The 18,573-nt window shown below is 47.1% G+C and carries 18 protein-coding genes and 6 tRNA genes; 17 read left to right on the top strand and 7 right to left on the bottom strand.

Annotation, left to right across the window (positions count from 1 at the left end; genetic code table 11):
- The 13 genes from murJ to Q8P13_05445 all read left to right on the top strand — a co-directional run.
- Positions 1-1,470: murein biosynthesis integral membrane protein MurJ (gene murJ, locus Q8P13_05505; protein ID MDP2671877.1), on the top strand; the 1,470-nt coding region annotated here is incomplete at its 5' end.
- 6 nt (positions 1,471-1,476) lie between these two features.
- Positions 1,477-3,243 carry a translation elongation factor 4 gene (gene lepA / locus Q8P13_05500; GenBank protein ID MDP2671876.1) on the top strand — a complete coding sequence of 589 codons (1,767 nt, stop codon included), beginning with the start codon at positions 1,477-1,479 and terminating at the stop codon, positions 3,241-3,243.
- A 3-nt stretch (positions 3,244-3,246) separates the two neighbouring features.
- Positions 3,247-5,811 carry a cation-transporting P-type ATPase gene (locus tag Q8P13_05495; GenBank protein ID MDP2671875.1) on the top strand — a complete coding sequence of 855 codons (2,565 nt, stop codon included), beginning with the start codon at positions 3,247-3,249 and terminating at the stop codon, positions 5,809-5,811.
- A 24-nt stretch (positions 5,812-5,835) separates the two neighbouring features.
- Positions 5,836-6,129, top strand: a complete 294-nt coding sequence (locus tag Q8P13_05490) for a hypothetical protein (protein MDP2671874.1) — start codon at positions 5,836-5,838, stop codon at positions 6,127-6,129.
- 75 nt (positions 6,130-6,204) lie between these two features.
- Positions 6,205-6,480, top strand: coding sequence for a hypothetical protein (locus Q8P13_05485; GenBank protein MDP2671873.1), 276 nt, complete (start codon positions 6,205-6,207; stop codon positions 6,478-6,480).
- 8 nt (positions 6,481-6,488) lie between these two features.
- Positions 6,489-6,776, top strand: a complete 288-nt coding sequence (locus Q8P13_05480) for a hypothetical protein (GenBank protein ID MDP2671872.1) — start codon at positions 6,489-6,491, stop codon at positions 6,774-6,776.
- Between the two features lie 36 nt (positions 6,777-6,812).
- Positions 6,813-7,247: a hypothetical protein gene (locus tag Q8P13_05475; protein MDP2671871.1), complete on the top strand. Its 435-nt coding sequence runs from the start codon at positions 6,813-6,815 to the stop codon at positions 7,245-7,247.
- Between the two features lie 223 nt (positions 7,248-7,470).
- Positions 7,471-7,815, top strand: coding sequence for a hypothetical protein (locus Q8P13_05470; protein ID MDP2671870.1), 345 nt, complete (start codon positions 7,471-7,473; stop codon positions 7,813-7,815).
- Between the two features lie 124 nt (positions 7,816-7,939).
- Positions 7,940-8,671, top strand: a complete 732-nt coding sequence (locus Q8P13_05465; GenBank protein ID MDP2671869.1) for a hypothetical protein — start codon at positions 7,940-7,942, stop codon at positions 8,669-8,671.
- A 147-nt stretch (positions 8,672-8,818) separates the two neighbouring features.
- Complete coding sequence (locus Q8P13_05460) at positions 8,819-9,277, top strand: nucleotide exchange factor GrpE (GenBank protein MDP2671868.1); 459 nt, start codon at positions 8,819-8,821, stop codon at positions 9,275-9,277.
- Entirely contained in the window at positions 9,270-9,521 is a 252-nt protein-coding gene (locus tag Q8P13_05455) for a hypothetical protein (protein ID MDP2671867.1), read from the top strand. Before Q8P13_05460 ends, Q8P13_05455 begins: the two co-directional genes overlap by 8 nt.
- A gap of 14 nt (positions 9,522-9,535) precedes the next feature.
- Positions 9,536-11,455, top strand: a complete 1,920-nt coding sequence (gene dnaK, locus Q8P13_05450; protein ID MDP2671866.1) for a molecular chaperone DnaK — start codon at positions 9,536-9,538, stop codon at positions 11,453-11,455.
- Between the two features lie 6 nt (positions 11,456-11,461).
- On the top strand, positions 11,462-12,016 hold the full coding sequence (locus Q8P13_05445) for a GDSL-type esterase/lipase family protein (protein MDP2671865.1): 555 nt from the start codon (positions 11,462-11,464) through the stop codon (positions 12,014-12,016).
- Positions 12,017-12,068: 52 nt separating this feature from the next.
- Here Q8P13_05445 and Q8P13_05440 read toward each other — a convergent pair whose 3' ends face one another.
- Positions 12,069-12,329: an acyl carrier protein gene (locus Q8P13_05440; protein MDP2671864.1), complete on the bottom strand. Its 261-nt coding sequence runs from the start codon at positions 12,327-12,329 to the stop codon at positions 12,069-12,071.
- A gap of 141 nt (positions 12,330-12,470) precedes the next feature.
- Between Q8P13_05440 and dnaJ the strand changes: the two genes are divergently transcribed.
- On the top strand, positions 12,471-13,562 hold the full coding sequence (gene dnaJ, locus Q8P13_05435) for a molecular chaperone DnaJ (protein MDP2671863.1): 1,092 nt from the start codon (positions 12,471-12,473) through the stop codon (positions 13,560-13,562).
- Between the two features lie 65 nt (positions 13,563-13,627).
- Entirely contained in the window at positions 13,628-13,948 is a 321-nt protein-coding gene (locus Q8P13_05430) for a hypothetical protein (protein MDP2671862.1), read from the top strand.
- Positions 13,949-14,120: 172 nt separating this feature from the next.
- On the opposite strand, the gene Q8P13_05425 is transcribed toward Q8P13_05430, so the two are convergent.
- From Q8P13_05425 to Q8P13_05400, 6 genes are all read right to left on the bottom strand, one after another.
- Positions 14,121-14,196, bottom strand: a tRNA-His gene (locus Q8P13_05425).
- A gap of 33 nt (positions 14,197-14,229) precedes the next feature.
- Positions 14,230-14,330 (bottom strand) — tRNA-OTHER (locus Q8P13_05420).
- Positions 14,331-14,333: 3 nt separating this feature from the next.
- Positions 14,334-14,404: transfer RNA gene (locus Q8P13_05415), tRNA-Lys, on the bottom strand.
- Between the two features lie 35 nt (positions 14,405-14,439).
- Positions 14,440-14,514: transfer RNA gene (locus Q8P13_05410), tRNA-Leu, on the bottom strand.
- A 3-nt stretch (positions 14,515-14,517) separates the two neighbouring features.
- Positions 14,518-14,639: transfer RNA gene (locus Q8P13_05405), tRNA-Ala, on the bottom strand.
- 279 nt (positions 14,640-14,918) lie between these two features.
- A tRNA-OTHER gene (locus Q8P13_05400) sits at positions 14,919-15,018 on the bottom strand.
- Positions 15,019-15,119: 101 nt separating this feature from the next.
- Between Q8P13_05400 and Q8P13_05395 the strand changes: the two genes are divergently transcribed.
- Entirely contained in the window at positions 15,120-17,315 is a 2,196-nt protein-coding gene (locus Q8P13_05395) for an Ig-like domain-containing protein (protein ID MDP2671861.1), read from the top strand.
- A gap of 167 nt (positions 17,316-17,482) precedes the next feature.
- Positions 17,483-18,568: a transcription termination factor NusA gene (gene nusA / locus Q8P13_05390; GenBank protein MDP2671860.1), complete on the top strand. Its 1,086-nt coding sequence runs from the start codon at positions 17,483-17,485 to the stop codon at positions 18,566-18,568.
- Positions 18,569-18,573 lie beyond the last annotated feature (5 nt).

The raw sequence follows: 18,573 nt of genomic DNA, 5'->3' as shown, positions 1-18,573 counted from the left end.
GGGGCTCTTTCGGTTTCATTTATTCCAATTTTCACTACTTACCTGACTAAGGAAAAAAATGATGAAGCCTGGGATCTTGCCTCTTCAGTTCTAAACGCCTCTTTGATTGTCTACGCCGTACTTGGCTTAATAATCTTTCTTTTTCCAACCCAGATCAACGCGATCATCGCTCCTGGGCTGGAAGAGGCAGCCGTTCCTTTGGCCGCAAATTTGACCCGGTTAATTGTTCTGTCCGAGCTCTTTCTCATTATCGGAATTTTTCTGACCTCGGTTTTGCAGAGTTATCACCGTTTTGTTGCTCCGGCGATTGCTCCAGTGATCTACAATTTGGGAGTAATTTTTGGAATTGTCGTCTTGAGTCGATTCTACGGAATCTATGGGGTGGGGGTTGGAGTATTGATCGGCTCCCTCCTACACATCTTAGTTCAGCTTTTTATCATTGGCTCTTTTGGTTTTAAATACCGTTTCAACCTAAACCTTTCCCATCCAGGAGTAACCCAAGTTCTCAAGCTTTCCTTGCCGCGGGCAATTGCGGTCGGGGTTGGTCAGTTGGAGTGGATGGTGAGTATCTTTCTTGCTTCCCTTTTGAGTGTTGGCTCGGTCTCTATTTTGAAATATGCGGGCGATTTACAAAATTTACCGATTGGTTTGTTCGGGGTAAGTATCGCGACCGCTGCTTTGCCAACACTAGCTAGAGAATGGGCAGTTGATAAAGGGGAAGAGTTCAAGGCAACTTTCGTTTCCAGCCTCAACAACATTCTTTACTTGACTGTCCCCTTTGGTGTTATTTTGGCGGTTCTGCGTATCCCGATCACTCGTTTGGTTTTGGGCTCAGGAGTTTTTGATTGGCCATCTACTGTTGCTACTGCCAATACCATGTCTTTCTTCGCGATCGGAATTTTTGCCGAGAGCTGTTTTTTGCTAGTGGCGCGGGCTTTCTACGCGATGCATGACACAGTCACTCCGCTGCGGGTTGCGCTGGTTGCTTTAGCCCTACATACCCTGCTCAGTATCTTTTTTGTTGTTTTTCTGGCTCAAGGAGCCACCACCCCAGTGGCATATTTGGCTCTGGCTAGCTCTTTTTCTGGAATTTTCAGCTTTCTTACCCTCTTATTTATTTTGAATCGCCGGGTCGGAGGTTTTGTCAGAAAGCAATTACTTCTTCCGGTGACCAAAATTTTGGTCGCTTCCTTCGCCATGGGACTATTTCTCTATCTCCCCCTGCACTTAAAATTCGAAAACAAATTCTTGATTGATTACATCATTGACACTCGCCGAGTCCTAAACTTGCTTTTTCTGACCGGGGTAGTCGCTAGCTTTGGTGTGGCGGTCTACCTCGCTCTGACTTGGTGGTTTCGCTCCGAAGAACTGCGCGGCTTTGTTCGGTTGTTACCGGATCTGAAGGCGTTTGGGAAAGAGCTAATTTTTGAAGAAAACATTGAAAATTTAGAACGGGTGAAAAAGCAGTAGGTACAAATGGAAAAGATACGCAACTTCGTCATTCTTGCCCATATCGATCACGGCAAATCCACTCTTGCCGATCGTTTGATTGAAATCACCGAAACTGTCAAACCGGAGAAAATGCGTGGTCAACTTCTCGATCAAATGGATATCGAGCGCGAAAGAGGAATCACGATTAAGCTGGCTCCAGTTCAGATGCAGTATCAAGGTTACACGATTAACTTGATCGACACTCCTGGGCACGTGGACTTTACTTATGAGGTTTCGCGGTCTTTAGCAGCAGTTGAAGGGGCAATATTATTGGTTGACGCGACGCAAGGGATCCAAGCCCAAACTTTGAGCAATTTTTATTTGGCGCAAAAGCAAGGTTTAAAAATAATTCCGGTTATCAACAAAATTGATTTGCCTGCCGCCGAACCGGAGAAAGTGGCCGCCACACTAGCGGCTACTTTTAGTTTTTCTTCAGACACAATCATAAAAATTTCTGCCAAAAGCGGAGAAAACGTTGAGGCAGTTCTCAAAGCGGTAATAAATCAGGTTCCCCCGCCCCGCCAGGCGGTAGGTGGAGATCAAGCCTTGATCTTCGATTCCCAGTTTGACTCTTTCAAAGGAGTGATCGCCTTGGTTAGAGTTTTTGCTGGACAATTCCAAAAAGGAGAAAAAATTAAGCTCTTGGGAAGTGGGGCAAGCTCAGACCTAGTTGAAGTTGGAATCTTTTCACCTGAGTTAGCTACCCAAGAGGTATTGACGGAAGGCAATATCGGCTATATCGCCTCAGGGTTAAAAGACGTCAATGAAGTCAGAGTTGGGGATACGATTACTTCTTTAGAAAACCCAGCCAAAGAACCCCTGGAGGGTTACCGGGAAATAAAGCCAATGGTTTTTGCCGGTTTTTATCCAAGTGACAACAGCAAGTTTCCTTCTCTCAAAGAAGCTCTCGAAAGGCTCAAACTCAACGACGCTTCTTTGAGTTTTGAAGCTGATAGTTCAACTGCTCTGGGTTTTGGTTTTCGTTGCGGTTTTTTGGGTCTACTTCATTTCGAAGTAGTCCAAGAAAGACTCGAGCGCGAGTACGACCTGGATTTGGTGGCGAGTTCTCCCACTGTTAAATATAGAGTGGTCCTAACCAGCGGTAAAGAAGTAGAAATTTCCAACCCCACCAAATTTCCCTCGCCCCAAGAAACCCGACAAATCCTCGAACCGATGATTAAAGCTAGTATTGTTACTAAGAGTGAGTATCTCGGAACTATCTTAGAGCTGTTAAACACCCGCCGCGCCAAAGTGACTGATGTCCGCTATATTTCTTCTCAAGTTGTGATTGAGTTTTCTTTACCACTAGCTGAAGTGGTGAGTGATTTTTATGACCGCCTTAAATCAGTTTCTTCAGGATATGCGAGTTTTGATTATGATCTTGCTTCCTGGGAAGAAGTAGAGGCTGTCAAAATGGAAATTCTGGTCGCCAAAGAGCCAGTTGACGCGCTCTCACAAATTGTCATCAAGAAGAAAGCTGACGAGGTAGGGAAGAAATTGGTTGAGAAACTCAAAGAAACAATTCCCCGCCAGAATTTTGAAGTTTCGATCCAAGCTGTGGTTGGGGGGAAAATCCTCGCCCGTGCCGACGTCCCGGCTTTCCGTAAAGATGTCACCAGCAAACTTTATGGCGGAGACGTTACCCGCAAAAATAAATTGCTCGACAAGCAAAAAAAGGGTAAAAAGAGAATGAAACAGTTCGGGCGGGTTGAAATACCCCAAGAAGCCTTTTTATCAGTGTTGAAAATTTAAGTTATGAATGCAAAGCTGCCCTACCAAAAGAAAGTTCCAGATCTCCTCTCTGAGTTAGGGGTTGATCCGGAGGAAGGTTTAAGCTCAGAGGAGGCAAGAGAAAGACTAGCTAGTCATGGACCAAACAAGCTTGCAACTTCTGCTAGTCAGAGTCTACTTTCCATCTACATCAACCAGTTCAAAAGCCCTTTGATTTACATTCTTATCTTTGCTGCCGCCGCGATGCTTTTTGTTGGGCAAAAGAGTGACGCGGTTTTGATAATGGGAATAGTTTTTATCAACGGTGTCATCGGGACTTTTCAAGAAGGTCGAGCGAGAAATTCCTTGGAGAAACTTAAAACTCTAACTAAGCACAAAGCCTTAGTTCGTCGTGACGGTAAAGAATTACTCTGTTCGTCCGAAGAGCTGGTTGTAGGGGATATCGTCATTCTTCACGAAGGTGATGTCGTTGAGGCAGACAGCCGTGTCGTCAAAAGCGAAGTCCTGACCACCAACGAAGCAATTCTGACCGGGGAAGCTTTCCCGATTGAAAAAACTAACGCCGAGATTGCGAAAACCAACCTTGTCATTGGCGATCAGAAAAATATGGTTTTTGCCGGAACCAATGTTTCCTCAGGTTATGGCGAAGTGGTGGTGGTCGCCACCGGGTTTGGCTCAGAGCTAGGCAAAATTTCCAAAGAACTCCTCGCAACTTCCAGAGTGGCTCTGCCGTTGGAAGGAAAAGTCAAAGAACTTTCGAAGCTGATTAGCCTCACTGTTGTGGTAGTAGCGGCCTTTGTCTTTTTTGTTGGCCTTTTTCGAGGCATCGGTTTGATTGAAATTTTTAGCGTGGTGGTCGGGCTCTCAGTTTCGATCATTCCAGAAGGTTTACCGGTGGTTGTCACGATTGTCCTAGCTAAAGGTGTTTGGCGCATGGCCAAAGCGAAAGCTATCGTGCGACAAATGGCTGCAGTAGAAGCAATGGGTGGGGCGGACATTTTATTGGTCGACAAAACTGGCACGATTACAACCGGAAAGATGATCATTCGCGAAGTCTATTTTGACGATACAAAATTAGGCATTGGGGGAGAAGGCTACGATCCCAAGGGAAAGGTTGATGGAGAGGAGAATGAAAAGCTGCGTCAACTTCTTGAAATTACTTACCTTTCTCTGCGAGCCGATGTGGTTGCCGAGAAAGATCTCTGGACTCCAATTGGGGACCCAACTGAGGCGGCTATCGCTGTCCTCTGCCGCAAATTTGGTCTGGACAAAGAAAAGCTTTTGACTAGCTACGAAACTGTTTTTACCAAACCTTTCAATTCCAAGAAGAGATACATCGAAGCAGCTTTTTCCGCGGGAAAAGAAGAGTGGCAAATTTACATTGGAGCAGCTGATTTTCTAGCGCGAGACCTGAATCTGAACGTTTTGGTTTCGGAAAATAAAAAAATTGCCCAGGAAGGCAAAAGAGTAGTTGCTTTGGTCTTGTTTAAAGAAGGCAAACTTTTTGCTTACGCCCTGGTAGTGATGGAAGAGGAAATTCGAGTTCAGGTAGAATCGGCAGTCGCGGAAGCAAAAAAAGTCGGCTTTCGTATTGTCATGATGACTGGAGACTTCCCGGCAACTGCACAGGCAATTGCCGCCAAAGTAGGAATTTTTTCAGAAGGAGATAGTATCCTCTCGGGAGAGGAGGTTGAAAAGCTTTCCGGAGAGGAGTTAAAAGAGAAAATTGAGCACGTGAGTGTCTTTGCGCGTATCACTCCAGAACATAAGCTCAAAATAGTTGAAGCTTTCAAAGCCAAAAAACACCTCGTGGCAATGACGGGTGATGGTGTCAATGACGCCCCGGCTTTGCAGGCGGCAAGTCTAGGTATTGGCTTGGGCTCGGGAACTCAAGTGGCCAAGGATGCGTCTGATATTGTCCTGGTCGATAATAATTTTTCAACTATTGTAGGGGCGATTTCTGAGGGGCGGGCGATTTATCTAACTTTGAAAAAGGTCATCCTTTACCTTTTTTCGACCAGCTTCGGGGAAGTGCTGGTCATTGCGGGAGCAATCATTCTTGGTTTGCCACTACCACTTTTAGCTGCTCAAATCATTTGGCTCAATTTTGTTACTGACGGCTTTCTTGATGTTTCTTTGGCCCAAGACCCACCTGAAGCTGGGAGTTTGGGAAAGAAACTTTCTGCCAAGAGTTTGGTTGATCAGGAAATGATAACCCGAATAGTCATCATGGGAGCTACCATGATGGTTTCGGCCCTGCCGATTTTCTACTACTTGGTGCAGGAGCACTCACTCACCTACGCCCGTAGCTTTATTTTGCTCGTCATGTGCATAATTCAATGGTTTAACGTCCTCAATGTTCGCTCCTCGGAAAAGTCAATTTTTCAAATTCCCTTGACCAACAATTACTTTCTGCTTGCCTCTTTTGCCATCGTTTTCAGTTTGCAACTTTTTGCTTTGCAAACCAGCTTGGGAAACTCTCTTCTCCATACCCAGCCATTGGGGCTTAAAGAGTGGCTCCTTGCTGCCCTAGCTAGCAGCCCAATTCTCATCGTTGAAGAGTTCCGCAAAAGAATCTTTACCAACTAAAAAACTGCGGTGTAAAATTAAGATATGTTAAACGATCTTGACCCGCGGGGCGATCCAAGCGGGGATGCTGACCGAGACGGTCTACGCAATGATTACGAAGAAAGAATCGGCACTGATCCGGATAGTCCGGATTCGGACAGTGACGGCATCAGTGATAGCAACGAAGTCCTAAGAACTAGAACTGATCCAAATGCAGTTGATTCAGACGGTGATCGTCTTACCGACCGAGAAGAAACTGATGTTTTTGGTACCAACCCTCTCCGCACCGACTCTGATGCCGACGGTACTGCCGACAATGTCGATGAAGACACGGTTTAAATAATTCCCCCGAAGTTGACTTCTAAAAATAAAAGGTCTATCTTTCTGTTCAACAAACCCAGAAAGGAGACAACGATGTCAAAGTTGACTCCAAGGCATCGGGAGATTCTGCTCGCACTCAAGAACTGCGGAAGCAGAGCAACGACGCGTCAGATCGCCGTCAAGGCAGGACTGACTGTCAATGGAGTCTCCCAATCCTTGAACAACTCGCAGGTTCTGTCTGACTATGTCGCACAGGTAAGTGACTATCAAGGAGGAGATACCGTTTGGGAATTGGTAAATCCTCCGGTGGAGGAAAACCCGAAGAAGGTAGCCGAACCAAACCCACAAATGCGGTTCAAGGAACTGTGAGGTGAGCGATGTTTACCCGAGAGGACTACGACCGTTTGGTCGATGCTCTTGCAGAGACCGAAATCGGCAACAAAGTGACGAAGGGGATTCCGGGTAGCTACAAGGTCGAAGACTTCCTGCGTGAGGTTACGGAGGTTGCTAATGCGCTTGGCTTTCCTCCGGTAGCGTCAGAAACCATCGAGGGCTATGCGCGAGCGGCGCGGGAGGAGATAGTTCGAGGAGGGAAGCGCCACATCGACCAAATCCTTCTCGAGCAAGGGTCAAGACAACGGCAAGAGCTGGCGATGCACATGTGATCGAAGTAACGGCTAAAGGCTAGAAGGAGGACAGTAATGGGATCAAAAGAAGGAGTGAAGCTTCTTCTCGAGCCAGGAACGCGAATCCGCAACTGGATTCGAGTCCAGGACCTCAACATCGAGGTATGTAACGAGGAACGAAACGGACGCAACCTACGCGTCCTGGTCGTTAGGGAGGGAGAAGCTTCCTTCATCCCAGGAGGTTGGGTGGCAATAAGAATGCCCGGCTCGAGCGAGTTCTGGACTGCCTTTGCTCCACTCAAGGTTCTCGAGATTCGAAACCTGAACGGTCCTATCCACGAGCGCAACTGGCATATGTGTATCAAATGCTCCACTCTGACCGGGAAAGCGCTGACCCAACCCGTTAACGAAGGGAAATACGGATGCACTGTGTGCGGGTATCAGTGGAGGTTCGATGAATACGGGCGCTTGATGAGTGTTCCGGAGCCGTTGTTTACCCAAAAAGGATGATCGGAGGAATCAAGGAAAGTGAAGGGGATGGAGTTTTACTCCCACGCCACAATCGTGACGTGCACCTCCCCAAGCAAGCCTTTTGGAAAAGGTTTGTTTCGGACAAGAAACTAGCTTATTAATCGTCATTCTCAGCTTGACTGAGAATCTAGATCCTCGATTTCTCGAGGATGACAGAGGAAGGCTAGTTTTTTGTTGGGAAAATACATATAATCCCTTCGTCATGAATGAAGAAACCGTAAAACTGGTAGTTTTTGTTCCTGAAACTCATGCTGATACAATCCGCGAAGTTTTAGGGAAAAACGGTGCTGGGAAGATTGGGGACTATGACTACTGTACCTTTTCGGTCAAAGGGATCGGCAGATTTTTGCCCCTCGAAACAGCCCATCCTACGATTGGAAAAGTAGGAAAACTGGAAGAAGTAGCCGAGGAAAGAATCGAAACAGTTTGTTACCGCAAAGATCTCGAAAAAATCATCAGTGAAGTCAAGAAAGCCCATCCCTACGAAGAGGTTGTGCTTGATGTTTACCCGCTTGTTCTCGATCCCCACAAAACTACCTATAAATAGTTAAAGATACTTAGCTGGGTCTATAGTTATCAGAGGTTAAATCTTGACACTTCTTAGCACTCGTGCTAGAGTCTTGCTAACCAAATTTTCGTTCACTTTCCCTACCCAGAAAGAGACAAATTTAATGGCGGAAATCAAAGCACGGCAGAAGGAAATTTTGCGCTCTATTATCGAAGATTACATCGAGACGGCTGAACCAGTCGGTTCAGAATCAATTGTCAGCAAATCCAACCTGGGTGTTTCGCCGGCGACAATCCGCAATGAAATGGCGGCTCTGACGGAGATGGGTTATCTCAACCAACCGCACACCAGTGCCGGACGCGCGCCAACTCCCCTGGGGATGCGTTTTTATATCAATGAGCTGATGAAAGAAGCCGGACTGGCGGTAAAAGATGAAGTTGAGATCAAAGAAGCTCTTTGGGAGTCCCGCTATCAGTTTCATCGCTTGCTGAAAAGAGCCGCCTCGGAACTAGCTGCGAAAACCGGGGCTCTCGCCGTTGCGACCACTGAAGAAGGTGACATTTACTACGCTGGAGCAGCCAACATTCTTGATATGCCGGAATTTTATGATATCGATTTGACCAGAACGGTGCTGTCCATACTTGACCGAGCCGACTCTCTCGGGGAAATTTTTGATCGGGCGGTCGGGGACGATCCAGTCCACATCTTGCTAGGAGATGACATCGGCCGGGAATATCTTGATTATTGTGGACTAGTTTTTGCCCAATACGGGGCGGGGAAAAAGAACGCGGGTAATATAGGTATCATCGGTCCAGTCAGAATGCACTTTGATCGAGTCATCCCGACAGTGCGCTACTTTGGGGACCTTTTGACAGAACTTTCAGCTACCTGGTAATTTTTTTATATCGACCAGAGGGTTGTTTCTTAGAAATCTAAAAATTATTATTACGGTCGAAGACGCTAGCGGCGCAGAGCGCGAAGCGATCTAAGACCGAAGGGTGCAGAGCGCGAAGCGATCTATATTTTTTCGTAAAACTCAAAAATGGCAAAAGAAAAAAGCAGTGAAACTGAAGAACTCAAGAAGCAATTGCAGCGGGCTCTTGCTGATTATGCCAATCTTGCCCGACGTAGTGAAGAAGAAAAACAGCTAGTCGTCAAATTTGCCAATGTAGTTTTGATTGCCAAATTTTTGGAAGTTCTTGATAGTCTGGAGGCAGCCCAAAAAGTGATTCAAAGCGAAGGTTTGGAACTGGTCATTCAAAAGCTACGCACTATTTTTGCTTCCGAGGCAGTCAAAGAAGTTGAGCTGGGAGAAGAGTTTGACCCAGCCAAAGCTGAAGCAGTCGAGAGCGTTGCCGGCGAGGAAGACGGAAAAATTCTTGAAGTAGTCGAAAAGGGTTATGAACTCAATGGCAAACTGATTCGTCCGGCTCGAGTCCGAGTCAGCAAAAAGGCTGAAAACAAAACTACAGAAACTGCACAGGAAGGACAAAATGGTTAGAATTCTCGCCCTGGTTTGGCCGCTGCTTGCTAGTGTCCTGACTAGTAGTCTCAGTTTCTTTTATGTTAACGAAGCAGGGACACGCCATGGTTTTCCATTTGGATTTGCTAATGATGTAGTGAGGGACGGAGTCCAGACTTTAAACTTCAGTATTTGGTCTTTTGTTTTTGATCTGGTTTTTTGGTGGTTTTTGTTTAGTATTTTATTGATCGTAGTGAAGAACTACGTTTTTGATGCAGACTAAAGGAGGCAATTAAAATGAGCAAAATAGTTGGTATTGATTTGGGAACAACTAATTCTGCTGCTGCCGTCATGGAAGGTGGGCAGCCGAAAGTCATTCCCAGTTCTGAAGGTGAAAACACAACTCCTTCAGTGGTTGACCCGATAAAACGTGTCGTTGGACGAGTGGCCAAGCGTCAAGCCGTGGTCAACCCTAAGACAACCATTTTCTCGGTCAAGCGCTTGATGGGTCACAAGTTCTCTGACAAGAGCGTTCAAGAGGATAGCAAATGGCTTCCCTACAGCGTTAAGTCAGGACAAAACGACATGGCCGTCGTCGAAGTCGAAGGCAAAACTTTCACCCCTCAGGAAATTTCCGCGCAAATTTTGCAAAAAATTAAAGCTGACGCCGAGAGCTATCTTGGTGAAAAAGTAACTGAAGCAGTAATCACCGTTCCAGCCTATTTTGATGACGCCCAGCGCCAAGCCACCAAACAAGCTGGAGAAATCGCCGGCCTGGACGTGAAACGCATTATCAACGAACCGACTGCGGCTGCTCTGGCTTACGGACTAGAAAAATCTCACGGTCACACCATTGCCGTTTACGATCTCGGCGGCGGAACCTTTGATATCTCGATTCTTGAGCTGGGTGAAGGGGTCTTTGAAGTCAAATCCACTGCCGGAGACACTCACTTGGGTGGAGATGATTTTGATCAAAAAATCATTGATTTTCTCGTTGAAGAATTCAAAAAAGAAAACAGCGTTGATTTAGCAGTTGATAAACAAGCAATGCAGCGTCTGCGCGACGGAGCTGAAAAAGCCAAAATTGAACTGTCCTCGACTGCTGAGACCGAAGTTAATATCCCCTTCTTGACTGCGGATGCCTCCGGACCAAAGCACTTGGTCGTGAAGATTTCCCGAGCCAAACTTGAAAGTCTGGTTAACGAGCTGATTGAAAAAACTTTTGCTGCCACCCAAACTGCTCTCAAAGACGCCGGCATTGAAGTGGCCAAAGTTGATGAAGTGGTTCTTGTCGGGGGAATGACCCGTATGCCAGCTGTTGGCGAAGCAGTCAAGAAATTCTTTGGCAAAGAACCGCACAAAGGGATCAACCCTGACGAAGTCGTCGCTATTGGAGCGGCGGTCCAAGGAGCGGTACTAACAGGTGAGGTTAAAGATGTAGTTTTGCTCGATGTCACTCCCCTTTCTTTAGGAGTAGAAACTCTGGGTGGAGTCATGACCCCTCTGATCACCCGCAACACGACTATTCCAACTTCGAAAACCGAAGTTTTCTCCACTGCCGGAGACAACCAAACTACAGTTGAAGTTCACGTTCTGCAAGGCGAGCGCCCCATGGCTACCGACAACAAATCTCTCGGTCGCTTCATGCTGGATGGGATTCCACCCGCCCCTCGGGGAGTGCCCCAAATTGAAGTGATGTTCGATATTGATGCGAACGGTATTCTCAATGTTTCGGCCAAAGACAAAGCTACAAACAAAGAGCAAAAGATCACCATTACCGGCTCGACCGGACTATCAAAAGAAGAGTCCGAGCGCATGGCCAAAGAAGCCGAAGAGCATGCCGCTGAGGATGCCAAGAAAAAAGAAGAAATTGAAGCCCGCAACCGCGCCGATACTCTGGTCTACACTGCCGAAAAAGCGCTCCAAGATGGTGGCGACAAAGTTCCGGCTGATGTTAAAGAAGAGGTTGAAAACAAGCTCAAAGAAGTCAAAGAAAAACAGGCCAGCGCAACAGTGGAAGAACTTACCAAACTTACTGACGAACTCAATCAATCCTTATTGAAAATCGGCCAAGCTATGTACAGCCAAGAACAAGCCGCTGCACCAGCCGAAGGACAAACAGAGAATCCAACCGAAGGCGAAGCACCAGCCGAAGGGAAAAAAGATGAGGGTTCAGGAACAGTTGAAGGTGAAGTGGTTGACGAAGAGAAGAAATAATTTCTTATGAATGTTGTTGTCTTCGGGGATAGTATTACTTGGGGAGCCTTTGATACCGAAGCTGGGGGTTGGGTAGAACGATTAAAAACCCATCTCTACAACAAAAATCCTGACGTTTATATTTACAATTGTGGTGTTTCAGGAGACTTTGTTTCCCATCTTCTCTCTCGAGTGGAGGTCGAAGCCAAAGCACGAAGACCGGAAAAAGTTATCCTTGCAATTGGTATTAACGATAGCCCCCACTCTGAAAATCCACAGGGAACCCGAATACCAGACTTTCAGGAGCAATACAAAGAATTGCTTGAAAAAGTCCAGAGCTTTACCAAAAACATTATTATTGTTGGCTTAACTAACGTTGATGAAGAGGTCGATGAGTATTACAAAAACCAAGAAATCAAAAAATATGATGAGGTAGTTAAGCGAATTGCTGAAGAAAGCAACTTACCTTTCGTAGAATTTTTTGGGGTTTTAGAAAAAGATGATCTTGCTGATGGCCTTCACCCCAACGCCAAAGGACATAAGAAAATTTTAAAGAAGGTTTTGGAAAAGCTTGAGGGGTAAAGGTGAGCCAGTACCCCTCGGGTGTTGGGTGGGTGTTGGGCAGTGGGTAGATTTATTCGTCCTCGATGCCGATATCCTTGAGGTAGTCGACGGCGTCTTGGACAGTGGCGATCCTCTCAGCATCGTCGTCCGAGACCTCAAGTACCCTCCCGTCTTTGCTGAACTCTTCTTCCAGCGACATGATCAGTTCGACCAGATCGAGTGAGTCAGCGTTCAGGTCGTCGACGAAGGAAGCGGAAGGGGTGACTTGGTCGTCCTCCACACCGAGTTGGTCGACGGTGATCTTGCGGACTCGTTCAAAAACAGTTGCCAAGGGCTCTCCTCCTGTGGTGTAGTCTCGCGTTTGCGGGGAGATTGTACCACAAGAGAGAAGAACAACCTATAAGAAAACACCAAAAGAGCTTGGTTGCTAGCAAATTGGGCTGCAATCTGCTAAAATTAGCCTCAACTTATCATGTCTACAAAAAGAGACTATTACGAAGTGTTGGGCGTTGCCAAGGGAGCGTCTGATGCGGACATAAAAAAATCCTACCGTACGAAGGCACGGAAGCATCATCCTGATGTAGACAAAACTGCCGGTGCCGAGGAACGTTTTAAGGAAATTAATGAAGCCTATCAAGTCCTTTCTGACCCGCAGAAAAAAGCTGCCTATGATCAGTACGGCCACGCCGCCTTTTCTTCCGGGGGTGCACCCGGCGGTGCGCGTGGTTATTCCTACGGCTATGGACCAGGAATTAACGTTGATTTTGGCGCCGAAGGCTTTCGCGATCCTTTTGAAATTTTTGAAGAATTTTTTGGAACATCTTCTCCCTTCGGAAGGCGGCGTTCTCGCGGTCCGGCTCGCGGTGAGGATTTACACTATGAACTGACTATTCCTTTCGAACAAGCTGCCTTCGGTGAGGAAAAAAAGATTTCTATTCCTAGACACGAAGCCTGCGATCTTTGTGGTGGCTCAGGCGCGGAAAAAGGCTCGAGAACAAAGACTTGTCCGACTTGCCAAGGAAAAGGACAAGTAGCCAGGCAAACACAAACCATCCTTGGCTCTTTCGTCGTCCAGCAAACTTGCTCGGAGTGTCATGGCGAAGGTCAGATCATTGAGAGGAAATGCAAAAAATGCAAAGGGGCTGGACGAGTTCAGGCTACCAAAGAAACAACGATTACTATTCCAGCTGGGGTCAGCGACGGTGATACCGTGCGCTTTCAAGGTCTCGGCGAAGCCGGAGAAAGGGGTTCCGGCTACGGAGATCTTTACATCACCATTCATGTGGCTCCGCACCGGGAATTCAAGCGTCGAGGCTATGATGTCCATATAGATAGGAATATCAGCTTCAGACAGGCTGCGCTTGGAGACACGCTTGAGGTCCCAACCCTGGATGGCATGATTAAACTTCGAATTCCGGAGGGCACCCAGACCGGTACTGATTTTCGCATTAAAGACAAAGGTATCAAACACGACAACTCTCGCGGCGATCAGTTCGTGCGTGTCACTGTTGTCACTCCAAAAAACCTTTCCTCAAAACAAAAAGAAGCCCTGACTGATCTCTAAAATTTCACTGCTGGTTGTATAATAGCCTTCAATCGGATAGCGAAGAATCAGGGAGGTTTGGTCTGATGGCAGCGATCACACGCGAGTTTATCTCGGCGCTTCTGCTTCAGATAAGGACCGAGAGTCACAGTCTGAACAGTCGCCTGGCTCAGATCTTGGGAACTCTTGACGGGCAGGAGTTGATCATCATCGATGACAAGGCGCGGGAAACACTGAAAAGTGCCCTCGCCCTTTCCTCGGTGTTGGATCTGGTCTTAACCGCGGTCAACGAAATAGGGGAGTTTCAAACCCCGCCTGGATATCCCAACGAAGTGGCCTTCAACACGGAACTGCACATGCGCTTCAGTGCCATTGGTGTCGGTGTCAAGGAAGAAGCTGCGAGATAGGAAAGCAAAAGGTTGAGTCAACGAGGACGGTTTCTTTTTTCAAAAAGCCGTCCTCGAGCCGTTTTTAAAACGAAAACAGGCTCATCGATTTGTGTTTCGACAAGCCTGCAAGCAGTGAGGTCAGAAAAAACTCACTGCCGACGAGAATGGGCCGCTCTCGGTTGCTTTTGTTTGGAGCCGGCGGCAGGACTTGAACCTGCGACATAGTGATCCACGGTCACTTGCTCTTCCATCTGAGCTACGCCGACCCTTTGACTCCGTTTGTTGCGGAGGAATCTCTCTGGTACCAGTGAGAGGACTTGAACCTCTGACCTCCGCCTCTCTCCACTCAGGGAAAGCCGAGGAAAGTGGGGCGGTGCTCTACCATCTGAGCTACACCGGCATTTGGTGGGGGCGACGGGACTTGAACCCACATACACCGCTTAAGAGGCGGGCCTCTACTTGAGTTACGCCCCCTATTTTTATCCGTCAATTGACGGAGAATCTCTCTTTGGAGCGGAGGACACGGTTCGAACGTGTGACAGCTAGATCCTGAGTCTAGTGCTCTACCACTGAGCTACCTCCGCGGTTGGTGGGACACAAGGGAGCGCAGATGCTTTGCATCCAATCCCTCTTCGTTAAAACTTCATGGGACTGAACCCCTAACCTCTGTCATGCCATGACAGTGCTCTCCCAGTTGAGCTAGCGCCCCGACTCACAACCCGCAGATTTTATGCCTGGAAAAACAATTTGTCAAGGCAGCTTGATTGTTAGTTTTTGGAAATAAAAATGGAGAAGGAGCAACTAACCGCTTTGAGGCCTTGGGTGGCTTTACGGCTCGCTGCTCCCTTGAAAGGCAGAGTTTGGTGTTGTCCTCTCTCCTTTACCTTCCGACGACTAGCTTTGGTATGGGGGTATAGCCGTCTCCATGTACGCCACTCTCGTTCACTGACTTCCCGCCACGGAATGAGCCGGTTCTCGAGTGTGACTTGGCCAACGAGAGGATTCGAACCTCCATTTCAGATCCACCACATTCTGCCCTAAAGAAGAGTGGAAATGAATGCTTTACCCTAGCGTTAAGCGACGTTGGCCTTTACAGCACGGATTGTAATTTTCGGCATGCGGAAAGTCAACCATCACTTGACAGGCCGGGCCAGTCGATCTTAGAATAATAGAATAACAGTAATTGCCCATGAAACTTCGTTTTGACAAGAATAACCCAACTCATATCCTCTCAATTTTTGCGATTGCGTTTATCCTGCTCGCCATACCGTTGACAGTCATACTTTCCCTGCAAAGTGAAGAGAAGGCAAGACAATCAGTTAGCGCTGCCACAATTTACACTGTCGAAGATTTGATTGCTGATATGGAGGGAACAACCCAAGGAACTTTTTGTAGTGGTTTTGAAGGTTGGGACTGGCCTCACCGTGGTGACGGTTTGCCGTCTAGCGATGAAGCTCCCGCAACCGATAAACTAACTGGTTGGGGTACGGCTCAATGGGCTTCTTGTGGGGTTAGTGCATCTGGTATCCGCTTGCAGCTCCAGAATTTCCGTATGCATGGTTGGAACGGTTCGAGCTGGGTGCAGTATGGCGGTCAGATTGGCGAGTGGTGTGCTACAACGGACCTAGATACCTACAGTAATATGGGATCTTGCTCAAATAGCGGCACTGCTGCCAATCCTGACTGGGCTATGCCGACGGGAAAGCGGGCAATTCACTGGGGAACATATCATCAGAATACTATAGGCGGGACTCGCTGTATGGTAGTCTACTACGAAGCTAAATCAGTTGGTTCAACTCCAATCATGTTTAATATAGGGGCCGATAATGTTACTCCTGGTGGTGGTATTCAAGGGAGACAATTTGTATCACGCTACAAACTAATTAACAGTTCCACCTGGACTCCTATGGCCGGTAGTAACTGTAGCGCGACGACTCTGAAAAACAACCCCCCACCAGGGTTTACTACCAGTATAAGTGACACTCAGGCACCAACAGTTACTTTGACCTCACCTACAAACAGCCAGAGCTTCACTTCTACCACGATACCTTTAGCAGCTACAGCTACCGATGCTGTCGGAGTTACAAAAGTTGAGTTCTTTGTTGATGGGGCAAAAGTTGGGGAAGATGCTTCCTCTCCATATTCTTACAACTGGACTGGAACTAATGGAGGCCACACCGCTTACGCAACGGCTTTTGATGCAGCCAACAACAAAGGAACTTCGGCCACAAACTCATTTACTATTAGTACGACTACGACTGATACGACACCACCGAGTGTGAGTTTGACTTCCCCAACCAACGGCTCAACCCTTTCTAGCACAAGCGTTTCTCTAGCTGCAACGGCTAGTGATACGGGAGGTGCAATTTCCAAGGTTGAGTTCTACGGAGACGGAGTGTTGAGAAACACGGATACAAGTTCTCCCTACAGTTACACTTGGGTCACAACTACTGGTTCCCACGCAGCCTATGCTAAAGCCTTTGATTCAGCTAGCCCAACCCCAAATTCGAAAGTTTCAACTACAGTTTCTTTCACAGTTACGTTACCGCCAGTAATTGATAGCGATGGAGACTCTTTTAATGATAGTGTCGAATTGCAGATTGGAACCTTTCCGGATAGAAGCTGTGGAATTGATGCTTGGCCACCTGACTTCAACAACGACAATATTTTAAGTTCCGGTGATCTATTAATGTTGGCGTTTCGGGTGCCGTCAAAGGCGGGAGACTCCAAATACTCAAAGCGTTTTGATCTAAATACAGATGGGAGTTTGGACTCTAAGGATCAAGATATTGTCTCAGATTGGTTTGTCAAGGCAAAGTACTGTAAAGGAGCAATTTCAGGCTGGATTCAAACCGATATTGGTGGTGGTTTGGCTGGATCTTCAACTCTTTCCGGTGGGATTTATACCCTGAAAGGTTCGGGTAATGATATTTGGAATACAGCCGATTCCTTCCGAGCTCTTTATTCAGGCAGATCCCGCGACCAGGTCTTTACTGCTCGTGTTACTTCTCAAACGAACACGAATGAATGGGCCAAAGCAGGAGTAATGATGCGAGAAAGTACAGCTCAGGGGGCAAAGAACGTCTTTGTCGCGGTCACCCCAGGTCACGGGATTGCCTTCCAATACCGCAACTCAACCAACGCTTCTGCGGTTTACGTCAACCCCAACACTAGTTGCTCTTTCCCCAACTGTTGGTTGAGACTGAAGAGAACTGTAAATACCTACACAGCCTACAAATCAAGTAACGGAGTTAGTTGGACCCAGGTTGGAAGTGTGAGTTTCCCCATGAACAACACTGTTTATGATACCTTGGCGGTGACTGCTCACGATGCAACTAAGCTCTCGACCGCAACTTTTGATAAAGTAACTAAAGTCTCCCCTTAAAACGCTGCCTATCTTGACCTAAAAAATCCGGAGTGGTATATTAAACTTCGACAATTCAATGTAAGAGACTAGATTAGTGGGAATTAAAAACCCACTTTTTTTGATCAGAGATCAAAAAAAAGCAGTCTTCGCTCAGTTATAAGGTGTAGTTACAAAAAGGAAAAAACATGGCTCTACGAACAGAATTTGCAGCTGCTCTCAACCAAGCCGCCGCTGAGCGCGGGATAGATCCGGCTGAGGTTGTTTCTATCATCAAGGAAGCAATCAAAGCTGCCTACCGAAAAGATTATGGTGGGGAAGTTGAGGAGCTTGATGCTGATATTGACCCGACGAGTGGAGAAGCCAAAGTCTATAAAGACGGTAAGGATGTCACTCCGGAAGGCTTTGGTCGAATTGCTGCACAAACAGCCAAACAAGTTCTTCTGCAACGAATACGAGAAGCGGAAAAGGGAGCAATTTTCTCCGAATATGAAAAAAGAGTTGGTACTATCACCAACGGCATGATCCAAAGGTTGGAAGGGCCAAATGTGGTGGTAGATTTGGGGAAAACCGAAGCTATCATGCCCGGAGTCGAAAAAATTCCCGGAGAGGAGTACCGCCTCAACCAAAGATTAAAATTCTATATCGTTGGAATCAAGGAATCTTCACGAGGTCAGGATATCATCGTCTCGCGCTCGAGCAAAGGATTAGTTGAGGGCCTTTTTAAACTTGAAGTTCCGGAAATCGGTTCGAATATTGTAGAAATCAAAGCCATCTCCCGTGAGGCCGGTGCCCGCAGCAAGGTCGCAGTTTCTTCTCGTCAAGCCGGCGTTGACCCGGTTGGTAGCTGTGTCGGACAAAAAGGTGTTCGGGTGCAAGCAGTCATTGCTGAGTTGGGAAATGAAAAAATAGACGTAATTGCCTATAGCGATGACCCAGCAAAATTTGTCGCCGCCGCGCTTTCTCCAGCAACGGTCGACAAAGTTAGTGTTGCTACTGAGGAAAAAACGGCTCACGTGGAGGTTCCTGAAGACCAGCTTTCTCTCGCGATTGGAAAAGATGGCCAAAACGTCCGTCTGGCGGCCAAACTCACTGGCTGGAGAATTGATATCAAGGGAGCTGGGCTTACCAGCTTCGAAGATGAAGAAGAGAAAAAACCTGAGAAAAAGGAAACGAAAAAGAAAACAACCAAAGCAAAGAAAGGGAAGAAAGAGACGAAGGCAAAACCTGCCAAAAAGACTAGAAAGAAAACAACCAAGAAAAGTTCGAAATGAGAAAC

The organism is bacterium (assembly GCA_030704665.1).
GTDB lineage: Bacteria > Patescibacteriota > Microgenomatia > Woykebacterales > RBG-16-39-9b > JAUYID01.
Note: the sequence above shows the minus strand (reverse complement) of the source record. Positions and strands in the feature narration are given on the sequence as shown.

What these genes read in the sequence shown, in the direction of transcription:
- Q8P13_05445 (MDP2671865.1), top strand. Translation starts at nt 11,462, where the DNA reads ATGAATGTTGTTGTCTTCGGGGATAGTATTACTTGGGGAGCCTTTGAT.
- Q8P13_05470 (MDP2671870.1), top strand. Translation starts at nt 7,471, where the DNA reads ATGAATGAAGAAACCGTAAAACTGGTAGTTTTTGTTCCTGAAACTCAT.
- lepA (MDP2671876.1), top strand. Translation starts at nt 1,477, where the DNA reads ATGGAAAAGATACGCAACTTCGTCATTCTTGCCCATATCGATCACGGC.
- Q8P13_05465 (MDP2671869.1), top strand. Translation starts at nt 7,940, where the DNA reads ATGGCGGAAATCAAAGCACGGCAGAAGGAAATTTTGCGCTCTATTATC.
- Q8P13_05485 (MDP2671873.1), top strand. Translation starts at nt 6,205, where the DNA reads ATGTCAAAGTTGACTCCAAGGCATCGGGAGATTCTGCTCGCACTCAAG.
- Q8P13_05495 (MDP2671875.1), top strand. Translation starts at nt 3,247, where the DNA reads ATGAATGCAAAGCTGCCCTACCAAAAGAAAGTTCCAGATCTCCTCTCT.
- Q8P13_05430 (MDP2671862.1), top strand. Translation starts at nt 13,628, where the DNA reads ATGGCAGCGATCACACGCGAGTTTATCTCGGCGCTTCTGCTTCAGATA.
- Q8P13_05460 (MDP2671868.1), top strand. Translation starts at nt 8,819, where the DNA reads ATGGCAAAAGAAAAAAGCAGTGAAACTGAAGAACTCAAGAAGCAATTG.
- Q8P13_05475 (MDP2671871.1), top strand. Translation starts at nt 6,813, where the DNA reads ATGGGATCAAAAGAAGGAGTGAAGCTTCTTCTCGAGCCAGGAACGCGA.
- Q8P13_05480 (MDP2671872.1), top strand. Translation starts at nt 6,489, where the DNA reads ATGTTTACCCGAGAGGACTACGACCGTTTGGTCGATGCTCTTGCAGAG.
- Q8P13_05395 (MDP2671861.1), top strand. Translation starts at nt 15,120, where the DNA reads ATGAAACTTCGTTTTGACAAGAATAACCCAACTCATATCCTCTCAATT.
- Q8P13_05490 (MDP2671874.1), top strand. Translation starts at nt 5,836, where the DNA reads ATGTTAAACGATCTTGACCCGCGGGGCGATCCAAGCGGGGATGCTGAC.
- dnaJ (MDP2671863.1), top strand. Translation starts at nt 12,471, where the DNA reads ATGTCTACAAAAAGAGACTATTACGAAGTGTTGGGCGTTGCCAAGGGA.
- nusA (MDP2671860.1), top strand. Translation starts at nt 17,483, where the DNA reads ATGGCTCTACGAACAGAATTTGCAGCTGCTCTCAACCAAGCCGCCGCT.
- Q8P13_05455 (MDP2671867.1), top strand. Translation starts at nt 9,270, where the DNA reads ATGGTTAGAATTCTCGCCCTGGTTTGGCCGCTGCTTGCTAGTGTCCTG.
- dnaK (MDP2671866.1), top strand. Translation starts at nt 9,536, where the DNA reads ATGAGCAAAATAGTTGGTATTGATTTGGGAACAACTAATTCTGCTGCT.